The following is a 12457-nucleotide window of genomic DNA, read 5'->3' on the forward strand; positions in this document are numbered from 1 at the left end:
ATTGCAAATAAATGTAAAGAATATATATAGATATTAAAAAAGTAGATTTAGTCAATCACGTTATTTCACTTAGGTAGCTTCATGTCCATGACCACGATCGCCCCTGAACAGGTTAACAGCATCGTTTGGAATCAGCATAACGATCCCTTTGAAATATTAGGTTCTCATCCCATAGAACAAGACGGTAAAACTGTCTGGGCTGTGCGGGCCTACTTACCAAATGCAAGTGCAGCATGGGTGGTTCTTCCTGAACAACGCAAGGAATACCCCATGCAAACAGTGCATCATCCTCACTTTTTTGAATGCACGATTGACACTCCAGAACTGGCAAACTACCAGTTACGGATTAAAGAAGGGGAACATGAGCGTGTCACTTATGACCCTTACGCTTTCCGTTCTCCCAACTTGACAGACTTTGATTTGCATTTGTTTAGTGAAGGCAACCATCATCGGATATACGAAAAATTGGGAGCGCACCCCACGGTAATAGGCGGCGTTAAAGGCGTTTATTTTGCAGTTTGGGCACCCAACGCCCGTAATGTTTCATTGCTAGGAGACTTCAACCTCTGGGATGGGCGCAAACACCAGATGCGTAAAGGCCCCACTGGAGTTTGGGAATTGTTTATTCCTGAAATCGGTGTGGGAGAGCATTACAAATATGAAATCAAAAATTTTGAAGGACACATTTATGAAAAATCCGATCCCTACGGATTTCAGCAAGAACCCCGCCCGAAAACCGCATCCATTGTCACTGATTTAGATTCTTACAGTTGGGATGATGAAAGCTGGATGGAAAAGCGGCGTCACACTGACCCCCTCACCCAGCCCGTCTCTGTCTATGAAGTGCATTTAGGCTCTTGGTTACACGCTTCAAGTGCCGAACCAGCTAAACTACCAAATGGTGAAACTGAACCGGTAGTTATCGTTTCTGAATTGAAACCGGGCGCACGCTTCCTTACCTACCGCGAACTAGCTGACCGACTAATTCCATACATCAAAGAATTAGGATACACGCATATAGAAATGCTGCCCATTGCAGAGCATCCCTTTGATGGCTCTTGGGGTTATCAAGTAACTGGGTACTATGCCCCCACCTCCCGTTTTGGCACTCCCGAAGATTTCATGTATTTTGTTGACAAATGTCACCAAAATGATATAGGGGTAATTGTAGATTGGGTTCCTGGTCACTTCCCCAAAGATGGACATGGTTTAGCTTTCTTTGATGGTAGCCACCTGTACGAACATGCTGACCCCCGTAAAGGCGAACATAAAGAATGGGGTACTTTGGTGTTCAACTATGGTCGCCATGAAGTTAGTAACTTCCTCGCAGCCAATGCCCTCTTTTGGTTTGACAAGTACCACATTGATGGAATTCGTGTCGATGCTGTTGCCTCGATGCTCTATAACGACTATTGCCGCAAACCAGGAGAATGGCTGCCCAATAAGTACGGCGGTAGAGAAAACCTAGAAGCAGCAGATTTTCTCCGTCAGGTAAATCACATTATCTTTAGCTATTTCCCCGGTATTCTTTCAATTGCTGAAGAATCCACTTCTTGGCCAATGGTATCTTGGCCTACCTATACAGGCGGATTGGGCTTTAACTTGAAGTGGGATATGGGCTGGATGCACGATATGCTGGATTACTTCAGCATGGATCCTTGGTTCCGCCAGTTCCATCAAAACAACATCACCTTTAGTATGTGGTACAACCACACCGAGAACTTCATGCTGGCTCTCTCCCACGATGAAGTGGTGCATGGTAAGAGCAATATCATCGGCAAAATGCCGGGGGATACATGGCAGAAGTTAGCTAATATCCGTTGTTTATTTAGCTATATGTTTGCTCACCCAGGCAAGAAAACCATGTTTATGAGCATGGAGTTTGGGCAGTGGAGTGAGTGGAATGCTTGGGCTGATCTGGAGTGGCATTTATTGCAGCATGAAGGCCACCAACAGTTAAAAACATTTTTCCGGGAATTGAACCATCTCTACCGTTCTGAGCCAGTTTTGTATACCCAGGATTTTGCTGAACCGGGGTTTGAGTGGATTGATTGTAGCGATAACCGCCATAGTGTAGTTTCCTTCATTCGTCGCGACAAGGATTCTGATGATTTTGCGATCGTCGTTTGCAATTTTACACCGCAACCCCATTCTCATTACCGCATCGGTGTACCACAAAAGGGATTTTATACGGAGTTGTTCAATAGTGATGCGCGTCAGTATGGCGGCAGCAATATGGGCAACTTAGGCGGTAAGTGGACAGATGATTGGTCTTCGCACAGTCGTCCTTATTCTTTGGATTTGTGTTTGCCACCTTTGGGTGTGTTGATTCTCAAGTTGGATAAGAAGAAGACTGCTGAGATGATGGGATAAACAAGAGGGGAAAAGGTTAAAGGGATGAACAGGTCGCGCCAATTGCGGGCGAGGTTTTTACCTTTTCCCCTTCCCCTTCTTCATAGGAGTTCGCGGGATGCGGGAAACTCAGCGTCTTCAGACCTGAGGTGCGATTCGTTCACTCGAAATGAATAGAAATGTTCAGGGATGAGTGACATTTGAGAGATAACCCTTAATGGGTGGAGTCCGCACTTTAATCTCTCTCAGATGATAACTGAATCACCCTCATGGTTATTCCTATGAAAAGTCCCTCTCCATAGGTGCAACGGTAACAGCATCATCCCTACGGTAGCGACTAGCCATCAATCCGTAAAGCGGGATGAAAAGGAGGAACAACTGGCAGCCTAAGCTGGTTCCCCCTGCCTCTTATCAACCGATTAAATTCGGTAATAACAGGATGGTCTAACTACTACTCAACAGTTGTAAGTAAGGTTATCTTTTCTGACTTAGATAATCTCATGTATCCAAAGCTAAAGGCTTGGGCGCAACACCGCCACCCCCAGAAGTCCGGGGGATGGGTGTCAAAGAAATATTGGCAAACTATAGGCGGTGATAATTGGGTATTCGCAACCAGGCAGAAGGGTAAAAACCCGATGCGGTTACGGTCACACACGGAAACAAAGATTATCCGTCATGTGAAAGTTAAAGGCGATTCCAGTCCCTACGATGGAAACCTAATTTACTGGAGTTCAAGAATGGGAAAACATCCCGAAACGACCTTAAGAATGGCAACGCTCCTAAAGTCACAAAAAGGGAAATGTACCCACTGCGGAATGTACTTCCGAGAGGAAGATGTACTTGAGATTGACCACATAACCCCCAAAAGTTTGGGAGGCAAAGACGAATATAAAAATCTCCAGATATTACACAGACACTGCCACGATGAAAAGACAACTGAGGATGGTTCAGTTGTGAAGTACACATGACAATGTGCCGAATCATTGAGGAGCCGTGTAATGGGAAACTATTAAGCACGGTTTTGAAGACCAACGGGGTTGGTGACAACCTCGTTGAGTTTACTAGGGAAGCGGCACGGGTAGTTTTAACCACCGAGGCATTTAAGTCTTTCAAAGAATTGAGAAACTTATACTTAAAAGGTGAATTACCTTTCAAACCAAAACCGCCTAGCTACCTAAAAGGGTCAAAGTTGTTCAAAGTTGCTTACCCCAATTCAGGAGGTCAAAGACCACTGATTGTTAATGGGCAGATTAGATTTTCTTTAGGGCTAACAGTTAGAAGATGGTTTGGAGTGTCTGAGTTTTTTCTCCCAATGCCATCAAACATTGACTACTCAAAGGTAAAAGAGTTTACGATTCTACCCAAGAATGGTGCTTTTTACCTGGAAATGTCCTATGAACAAGCCTTGCAAAAACACGAACTAGACATCAATCAGGCGTTGTCTATAGACCTTGGAACTGCTGACAATTTAGCTGCTTGTGTTGATACATTGGGTAATTCCTTGTTGATTGATGCTCGTGCAATGAAAGCGATGAATCAACTATGGAATAAAAAGGTATCAACACGTAAAGAGAACAAGCCAGAAGCCTATTGGGACAACTGGTTAGACCGTGTAACCCGTAAACGCAATCACCAAATGCGGGATGGTATCAACAAAGCAGCAAAATTAATTATTAACCACTGCCTTAGACATGGCATTGGCACTCTAGTAATTGGGTGGAACGAAGGCTTTAAATACTCTGCCAACATGGGTAGAGTTAATAATCAAAAGTTTGTTCAAATGCCTTTGGGTAAGCTAAAAAAACGATTGGAACAACTGTGTGATTTGCACAGCATTAGATTTATTGAAACAGAGGAATCCTACACGAGCAAGTCGAGCTTTTTAGATGGAGACTCCCTACCTGTTTATGGTCAAAAGCCAGAAGGGTGGAAAGCATCTGGAAAGCGAGTTAAAAGAGGGCTGTATAGGAGCGCGAATGGTTCAATTGTGAACGCGGACTTGAACGGTAGCGCGAATATAATGCGAAAAGTAGCCAGCAATCTAAGCTTAGACTTAGGCTTACTGGGTAGGCGGTGTTTGACGACCGCAACGAGAGTTAGGCTTTGGACACTACCTAAGTTTACTCTGTCTGTAGAATCTCAGACCCTAAAGGGGCTGAGAGTGTCAATTATGAACAAGTTAGTAAATCAGTAATGCATAGTTGCAATATTTATTTACAATATGTCTTATTAAAAGGGTATTTCAGCATCTCCCAAGTTTAGGTTACTTTCGAGTTGGGAAGGTAAAATCAGGGTTTGAAGCTATAATTACACGATTTATCTGTTTGAGCATGAACAAAAAATGGGCGGTCAAACGAATAACTATAAACTTGGCATCAAATGAAGCCAAGAACCTTGAAAAGTATTGTGAACAGACAGGCAGACCAGCAACGGATGTAATTCGAGAACTGATTCGAGCTTTGCCACTGACAAAATAACAAAATAAAAGTAGACTTGAAAATCATTTATCTTGGTTCATTCTCAAGATATAAGCATTAAAATTTGGTGAAATTGGAGGTGTTAAGTTAACGAGTGTTAATTTTTTGTAAAGATTGAGAAAGACGTAAAAATTTACTTTTCGGCGGGCGTAGCACGCCGAAAGAGAGCGCAGCCCGCCGAAAACAAGATGACATGAGAGTTATTATTGAGTTGCACAATTAGCAGCAAGAGAATATTTCTCTGGTTGGTGACTATGTTTAATTTGTTGTCACTTTGATGAAATAATAATTTCGAACCCTGCTTTTTTAGTATTTTCGCAAAAAACAACAGTATTAAAGTAGCCTCTCCTCTAGTTTAACCATGACTTATCTGGACTACGGCTTTTCAGGCTAGGCGTGAGAAGCTAGGTCAAGGCAAGGCTTGAATGAGTTCCCGAATCACATCCGTTGCTGGTATGCCAGTCTGTTCACAATACTTTTCAAGGTTCTGGGCTTCATCCGATGTCAAGTTTAAGGTAATTCGCTTAAGCGCCTTTTTTTTACTGGAGGTTGCCAAACGGGGAAATTTAAGTGCGGCAGTTTTATTCATTGATTGATAGGGTAGATATATACAAGCTTTCTTTATCAAGATTGCCAATTCTTAACTGTCTTTACCAGTGAAAATCAAGATTTTAAGATTGAACTTAAGCTTTACGCGCCAAGTTTATTACTGAAAGCTCAAGGTGTTAAATAACTAACGCCATACGTAATGAATCTACCACTACTCAAGTTCAAGAAGCTTTCGGCTGAAGAGCTGAAGAGATGATGTCAACAATGCCTTACAGACCAGATTGCCTGTTGAGCAGGCGGTTTTGAATTGTCGAGACAAGTGGATTGCCAAAAGTGGTTTTCATTAGTGAATATTTTGGTAATATACCTGTTTTAAATTTTCTGCAACATAAGATTGTTCGTTTGTTATAACTATCACCTCATGTCTATAGCAACCTAGGAGATAATTTTTTTAATTCAAGATGATTACACGAACAGTGAGTTAATACATGACTTTACAGAATTGGAGACGCAAGCGTGGCGTTGCACTTACTAACAAGGGTTTACAAAAAATTAAAGAAGCAAAGCATCAGTCAGAAGCAAAGGAAAATTTTGGAAATAGATACACTCTTGAAGAAATGAGCGCACTCTCTGGCTTATATTCCGCTACTATCTCGAAAGTAATGAATCGGGAAGGAGGAGTTGATAAACAGACTATTGAAAAGCTTTTCTTAGCTTTTAACTTAAAAATAGAAAAAAGCGACTACTCAAGCTCAAATACCCGTCTATATTGGGGAGAAGCTATCTTTAACTCAATTTTTTATGGACGTACAGAAGAACTTAATATCCTAGAAGAATGGATTCTTAATGAACATTGCCAATTGGTAGCGCTATTGGGAATAGGAGGTATTGGTAAAACGGCGCTGTCTGTAAAATTTGCTCAACAAATTCAGGGTAACTTTGAGTATGTGATTTGGCGATCGCTACGAGAAGCCCCCCCTGCTAAAATTATTCTCGGTAATCTAATCCAATTTTTATCTGACGAACACGAAACAGAAGGGAACTTACCAGAAAGCTTTAGTGAGAGGGTGTCGCGGCTACTCTATTATTTAGAAAATCATCGCTGTTTAATAATCCTTGATAATGTAGAGTCAATTCTCCGCAGTGCTAGCCGCGCCGGAATTTATCGAGAAGGATATGAAGAATATGGTGAGCTTTTAAGACGGGTAGGAGAAACAACTCACCAAAGCTGCTTACTGCTGACTAGTCGGGAAAAACCTAGAGAAGTGGCATTGCTAGAAGGACAAGCACTGCCTGTTCGCTCTTTACTACTGAATGGTTTAAAGCTTGCAGAAGGGCAACAAATCTTAAAACTCAAGGGGCTATCAGCGGCAGAGGATGAATGGAAAGTAATGATTGAACGTTATGCAGGCAATCCATTAGCCTTAAAGATAGTTGCCACAACCGTTCAAGATATCTTTGATGGTAATGTGACTGAGTTTTTGCAACAAAATACGTCTGTTTTTGGAGATATTCGCGATATTTTAGAGCAGCAGTTTGAGCGCTTGTCAGATATAGAAAAGGAAATAATGTATTGGCTAGCGATTAATCGTGAGCCGATTACACTCTCAGAATTGAGAGATGATATTATATCATCAATACCTCAAGCTAAATTACTAGAGGCTGTCGAATCTTTAGGAAGGCGATCGCTAATCGAGAAGGCTACGCCTACGCTCATTGAAAAAACTAGATCGTCCTTTACGCTCCAGCCTGTAGTGATGGAGTATATGACTAGTAGCTTGATAGAAAAGGTTTGTGAAGAGATTGTCACTCAGAATATTGATTTATTTAGATGTCATGCCCTGATGAAGGCGACGGGTAAAGACTATGTTAAAGATACTCAACTTCGTCTCATAATCAAACCAGTTATAGATGGATTGCTTAACGTTTTAAGAAGTAAAAGAAATATTGAAAATAAATTAACTCAACTTTTAGTAAAACTCCGAGAAACATCGCCGTTAGAACCAGGGTATACGGCTGGCAATATTCTGAATCTGCTTTGTTATTTAGAAACAGATTTAACTGGCTATGATTTTTCTTATCTGACTGTTTGGCAAGCAGATATGAGTAGTATAAATTTGCACAATACAAATTTTGCTCATGCTGATCTAGCTAAGTGTGTTTTTGCTGAAACCCTCGGTGGTATTTTTTCGGTAGCCTTTAGCCCCAATGGCAAACTTCTAGCTACGGGCGATACTAATAATGAGATTCGCCTGTACCAGGTTGCAGATGGACAACAGATGCTCACTTACAGGGGTCACGCTGCTTGGGTTCGATCAGTTGCCTTCAGTCCTAATGGAGATATTATTGCTAGCGGCAGTGACGATCAAACAGTGAGGTTATGGAATGTTAGCACTGGTCAGTGTGTTGCAAATTTGCAAGGGCATAGTAGTGGTATCCAATCTATCGCCTTCAGTACCAATGGTCACATATTGGCGAGTAGCAGTGAGGATAAAACTGTGAAGTTTTGGGATATCGATACTGGTCTGTGTTTTAAGACTTTATCGGTAGATGATTATAGTGTATGGTCAATCGCTTTCAGCCCCGATGGTGACACAGTGGTAACTGGAAACGACAATCACACCCTCAATCTATGGGATATCAACACTGGTCAATGTATTAAAATATTGAAAGGACATACCAATAGAGTACATTCCGTTACCTACAGTGCAGATGGTCACATTTTGGCTAGCGCTAGTCATGATCACACAGTAAAGCTATGGAATGTTGATACAGGACAATGCTATTTAACGCTACAAGGTCATACTGACTCAGTACATTCTGTTACCTTCAGTTTGGATGGACATATTATTGCTAGCGGTAGTGATGATCAAACGGTGAAAGTCTGGGATGTTGCCACAGGTAAATGTATTAAAACTTTGAGAGGACACAGCAGCAGAATATGGACAGTTGCATTAAGTTTCGACAAAGATAGCTATATTCTGGCCAGTGGCGGTGATGACCAAAAAGTTATGCTGTGGGATGTCAGTACTGGCCGTTGTATCAGGATTTTTCAGGGTTATTGTGATGGAGTTTGGTCTGTCGCCTTCAGCCCAAACGGTTATGTGTTGGCTAGTAGTGGGTCTAACAAAATTGTAAGGCTTTGGGATGCTAGCATTGGTACTTGCATTCAAACCTTGCGGGGACACAATAATCGGGTTACATCAGTTTCTCTTAGCCCAGATGGTCGCATTTTAGCTAGTGGTAGTGAAGACCAAATGGTAAAATTGTGGGATGTCAACACTGGTCAATGTTTCACAACCTTAAATGGGCACAGTAACCGTATATTAGCTGTTACCTTCAGTCCAAATGGTCTGATTTTGGCTAGTAGCAGCGACGATCGCACAATAAAGTTATGGGATACCAGTACAGGTAAATGCATTAATACCTTGAATAGACAAAGCCATCGGGTCTGGTCTATCGCCTTCAGCCCGGACGGTCAGATCCTAGCTAGCGGTTGTCATGACCAAACAGTAAAGTTGTGGGATGTCAACACTGGTCGATGCCTTCAATCTCTACAAGGACATACTGATTGGCTGTGGTCAGTCAGTTTTAGTGCTGATGGGCAACTTCTAGCGAGTGGCAGTAGCGATCAAACGGTGAAGTTATGGGATGCGAGAACAGGTAAACACCTTAAAACTCTACAAGGTCATACCAGTTCTGTCTACTCAGTCAGCTTTAGTGCGGATGGATGCCTTCTAGCGAGTGGGAGTGGCGACCAAATGGTGAAGTTATGGGATGTCAGAACTGGACAATGCCTCAAAACTTTTTCAGGGCATACCAAGTGGGTTTGGTCACTTGCCTTCAGTCCCCATGATCAAACCCTGGCTAGTAGTAGCCAAGACGATACGATTAGAATATGGGATGTGGAGACTGGAGAGTGTCTAAAAATTTTGAGGAATGATAGGCCCTATCAAGGCATGAACACCACTGGCATTACAGGTATAACTGAAGCTCAAAAAGCCTCTCTGAAAGCTTTAGGGGCAGTTATTTATGGAGAAGACAATCCTACAGTTACAAGCTGAAAAAATTTGGATGATTATAGAAAAAACTAAATCATTTTTTCAAGACTTAGCTTTTGGATATACTCAAGAACTTGTCTCCACTCTTCTGAAATTCATAGGATGCTTGTCTAATTTCTACTTTATATCCTTGCTTGAGCAGTTGGTTGACAGCTGGGAGCAAAAATGGAGATACCTTCCCAGATGTGTCTAGCAATGGAAAAATGCGTGTCTCTATAGCAACGCGACACATTTCTACAATAGAAGCGAGATGGAACTCTTCAGATAGGTGTTCAGAATAAATGAATAAAAAATGAGAGCATAAGGCTAAATCAAATTGCCGATCAGCAAATGGTAAAGTAGGCAGTTCACCCATAACATAACGTTTCTCCTGAATTCCTAAAGAAAGGTCTTCAATGAACTCCTGCATTGCGGATCTTCTAATGTTTAGTAATTGGTTTGGCGATTGAATATCCTGCCAAACAAAATTATCTGGATTTCCTTGCACCGCATTCATGACTTCACGATTAGCTTCTTGGATGCGTTGAGCAATCTCAGTTTTACTGAATTTATAAATGGGATCGCAAGAAACAACGTTGCCTCCTCTACGGGTCATCTCAACATTAAAGCTTGCAGGCCCACCTGCACAATCAATAATTTTCAGTTTGTTATCTTCAAGAGTTAAACCAAACATTTTAGTGTATTCTTCAGCAGAACGCCCCCATATAAGGATTTTCTCAAACTTAATCCCCATAACTTTTATCCTAAGAGTTACATTATTAATTTAGGACTCTGAACTTTGGCTATCGAGAACTTCTAAAACAGGCAGAAGTAGAATTTTTACCCTAACTTGACGCTCATCTTTGTATCTTTCAACCGCGTACCCAACTGCACCTAAAACACCAAGCGCTAACATTCCTAATACAGGAGAAGGTTCGGATACAAGTATTGGCTTCACGGCTGAGAAAGCTAATTCTCCAATTAGTTTGTGAGCCGAGGTTGTAGGATGGACTTGATCCCAAAATAAAAACTTATCTGGTTTCACAAACAACTGGCTCCTTGGGAACATTAATAGGCACTACCGATAAATTTCCAACACAAGATTCGGTAACATTTGTAAAACCGAATTCTCCTGGAGCCGCGATGATTCTATTGAATAAAGAATTAACATCAAGAGGAATAATATTGATATCAGGGCTGAGTTGCTGGCTCAAAAAAGCTGAGATTTGCAGTCAAACTGGAGTTGTGTACATTAGTATAAGTACTTAGTAAGCTAGAATATTGATTATTGCCGCCTGTAACTGGAAACTTTCCTAAATCTGGTAAGTTAACTACTACAAAGTTTTTAGCACCAACAGCAGCAAGTGATGTCACTGCCATTGATAAATTGTTGACTGTTTGGGTAGGATTAGGAATAGCATCAAAAAGTAATCTCAAATAATCATTCGTACCAGCCCAGTACAACGTAGAGGGCATTAGGTTTTGCAGAAGAATTTGTTAATGTAAAGCTATTAATCTGTATTGCTGCAATCCTGGTAAACTAGCAATACGCGATATTCTTAGACCCTGTGGTTGCACCACCATAGGCAAAGTTAGTGTTTAGATTCAACTTTAATCCTAAATCGGAGGCGAGATATTCTACCCAAATTGGCCCATTGGAAAAACGCCCGTTAAAGTAAGTTGGACTTGGAGGAATGATTCCGCCTGTGGCATTGAATACATTGCCTATATCAGAGAGGCTATCACCAAACACATAAATCTCATCATTATTCTGCGCTGAAACCTTGAGCGGAACGATGAGAGATAAAATAAAAATTCCCATTGCAAGAATTTGTTTCTTCACAGCCAACTACTTAGGTAAACTTTAAATTTTAGTAAACACCCTTAAAAAGAAAAAGCTTTGCTTCTGTCTCTAGAACTTGTCACCGCTAAGTCAGATTCTATTTTATGGATAGGAGCAGAACCTAGCGCTACTTTGCCCCAACGCATCACACTTGCAGAGGCAGCACCTGCTGCACCAAATCCATAAACAAGAACTAAGTCGTTTTCGCCAATTTTTCCTAACTGTACAGCATGGTACATATTAACTACAGTCAGTACTGGCCCAATGTTTGCATATTGTGAATAGAGGTCGATTGTACGTTCTGGATTAATACCCAGTACGCTAGTACAAAAGCGTGCGAACCAAGCCGTAGGTGTGTTGAAAATAAAAAAGTCTATTTGCTCAAGGGTCACACCTGCTGCATTAATAGCGCCTTCACAACAAGTGCGGAGAAACTCTACAGCCGTTTCGCGAGTTAATCTGTTTGCATCCTTGCTGACCTGCATACGAACCTGCAAGTTGCCGTGTATATCTTTGACGATTGCAGGGTAAATTAGATCGCACAGCGCACCAGCATGAACAGTCTTAATACCAAGAATACCCTGATTTGATTCAAGTTTACTTACCACAAAAGCTCCAGCACCATCGCTAAGAAACCATGAGGCGGTATCATGTTCGGGGACAAAGTGAGAGTAAGAACATGAAATAACTACTAGTACCTTGTGATACTGTTCTGCCGAAACCAAAGCATAAGCAGTCTGCAACGCGATTAGAGTGCTACCACAGCTTGCATCAATATTCCAAGCCGCACCCTGGAAACCTAGTTCACGCGCCAGAAAGGCAGCATCACCAAATCCGATTTGTTCAGGCCAGACCGAGGCAACAAGCATCAGATCGACATCTTCCAAAGAAAGCTTTGCAGCCGCAAGGGTATCTTTTACTGCGCGGCACTGTAGCATCAGTGGTGACTCTTTTGTACTGAGTACCCATCGTTGGACAGTCCCCCGAAAGGGATCTGATAAATAGGGCACCATCTCTAAGTCAAACTCATTTCTAGGGATGGAGCCATCTAGAGAGAACCATTTTCCTAAACTTTTTTGCTCTGCTTGAGCAACCAATTCGGGGTATTTTTCTCTGTAGTAATCGTTGTTATGTCTAATGCTGGGTAAACTCACCGCCAGTGAGCGAATACCTACTGCGTGTTGTGCCATAAATAA

At 41.8% G+C, this 12457-nt stretch carries 11 protein-coding genes; 5 read left to right on the forward strand and 6 right to left on the reverse strand.

The window, feature by feature from the left end; genetic code table 11:
• The first annotated feature begins 81 nt into the window (after positions 1-81).
• From glgB to ANSO36C_RS22875, 4 genes are all read left to right on the forward strand, one after another.
• Positions 82-2373, forward strand: a complete 2292-nt coding sequence (glgB, locus tag ANSO36C_RS22860) for a 1,4-alpha-glucan branching enzyme (protein WP_251956367.1) — start codon at positions 82-84, stop codon at positions 2371-2373.
• A gap of 410 nt (positions 2374-2783) precedes the next feature.
• Positions 2784-3320 (forward strand): HNH endonuclease, encoded by a 537-nt coding sequence (locus tag ANSO36C_RS22865; protein WP_251960418.1) that lies wholly within the window; start codon positions 2784-2786, stop codon positions 3318-3320.
• Between the two features lie 53 nt (positions 3321-3373).
• On the forward strand, positions 3374-4546 hold the full coding sequence (locus ANSO36C_RS22870; RefSeq protein WP_251956369.1) for an RNA-guided endonuclease InsQ/TnpB family protein: 1173 nt from the start codon (positions 3374-3376) through the stop codon (positions 4544-4546).
• A 136-nt stretch (positions 4547-4682) separates the two neighbouring features.
• Complete coding sequence (locus tag ANSO36C_RS22875; RefSeq protein ID WP_094348756.1) at positions 4683-4829, forward strand: ribbon-helix-helix protein, CopG family; 147 nt, start codon at positions 4683-4685, stop codon at positions 4827-4829.
• A 409-nt stretch (positions 4830-5238) separates the two neighbouring features.
• On the opposite strand, the gene ANSO36C_RS22880 is transcribed toward ANSO36C_RS22875, so the two are convergent.
• Positions 5239-5418, reverse strand: a complete 180-nt coding sequence (locus ANSO36C_RS22880; protein ID WP_251956370.1) for a RepB family protein — start codon at positions 5416-5418, stop codon at positions 5239-5241.
• Positions 5419-5866: 448 nt separating this feature from the next.
• Between ANSO36C_RS22880 and ANSO36C_RS22885 the strand changes: the two genes are divergently transcribed.
• A complete protein-coding gene (locus ANSO36C_RS22885) occupies positions 5867-9442 on the forward strand; it encodes a WD40 domain-containing protein (protein ID WP_251956371.1) in 3576 nt (1191 codons plus the stop codon).
• Between the two features lie 46 nt (positions 9443-9488).
• Here ANSO36C_RS22885 and ANSO36C_RS22890 read toward each other — a convergent pair whose 3' ends face one another.
• The 5 genes from ANSO36C_RS22890 to ANSO36C_RS22900 form a co-directional block, all read right to left on the reverse strand.
• Positions 9489-10172 carry a class I SAM-dependent methyltransferase gene (locus ANSO36C_RS22890; protein WP_251956372.1) on the reverse strand — a complete coding sequence of 228 codons (684 nt, stop codon included), beginning with the start codon at positions 10170-10172 and terminating at the stop codon, positions 9489-9491.
• A gap of 30 nt (positions 10173-10202) precedes the next feature.
• Entirely contained in the window at positions 10203-10463 is a 261-nt protein-coding gene (locus ANSO36C_RS34380) for a hypothetical protein (protein WP_323374480.1), read from the reverse strand.
• Positions 10464-10609: 146 nt separating this feature from the next.
• Positions 10610-10894 (reverse strand): SGNH/GDSL hydrolase family protein, encoded by a 285-nt coding sequence (locus ANSO36C_RS34385; RefSeq protein ID WP_323374482.1) that lies wholly within the window; start codon positions 10892-10894, stop codon positions 10610-10612.
• A 64-nt stretch (positions 10895-10958) separates the two neighbouring features.
• Positions 10959-11261, reverse strand: coding sequence for an SGNH/GDSL hydrolase family protein (locus ANSO36C_RS34390; protein ID WP_323374483.1), 303 nt, complete (start codon positions 11259-11261; stop codon positions 10959-10961).
• 41 nt (positions 11262-11302) lie between these two features.
• A complete protein-coding gene (locus ANSO36C_RS22900) occupies positions 11303-12451 on the reverse strand; it encodes a 3-oxoacyl-ACP synthase III family protein (RefSeq protein WP_251956373.1) in 1149 nt (382 codons plus the stop codon).
• Positions 12452-12457 lie beyond the last annotated feature (6 nt).

The organism is Nostoc cf. commune SO-36 (genome assembly GCF_023734775.1).
In the GTDB taxonomy this organism is placed as follows: domain Bacteria; phylum Cyanobacteriota; class Cyanobacteriia; order Cyanobacteriales; family Nostocaceae; genus Nostoc; species Nostoc commune_A.

Excerpts from the sequence above, each read along its gene's own strand:
- glgB (WP_251956367.1), top strand. The coding sequence starts at position 82 with ATGTCCATGACCACGATCGCCCCTGAACAGGTTAACAGCATCGTTTGG.
- ANSO36C_RS22875 (WP_094348756.1), top strand. The coding sequence starts at position 4,683 with ATGAACAAAAAATGGGCGGTCAAACGAATAACTATAAACTTGGCATCA.
- ANSO36C_RS22880 (WP_251956370.1), bottom strand. The coding sequence starts at position 5,418 with ATGAATAAAACTGCCGCACTTAAATTTCCCCGTTTGGCAACCTCCAGT.
- ANSO36C_RS22885 (WP_251956371.1), top strand. The coding sequence starts at position 5,867 with ATGACTTTACAGAATTGGAGACGCAAGCGTGGCGTTGCACTTACTAAC.
- ANSO36C_RS22890 (WP_251956372.1), bottom strand. The coding sequence starts at position 10,172 with ATGGGGATTAAGTTTGAGAAAATCCTTATATGGGGGCGTTCTGCTGAA.
- ANSO36C_RS34385 (WP_323374482.1), bottom strand. The coding sequence starts at position 10,894 with ATGCCCTCTACGTTGTACTGGGCTGGTACGAATGATTATTTGAGATTA.
- ANSO36C_RS22900 (WP_251956373.1), bottom strand. The coding sequence starts at position 12,451 with ATGGCACAACACGCAGTAGGTATTCGCTCACTGGCGGTGAGTTTACCC.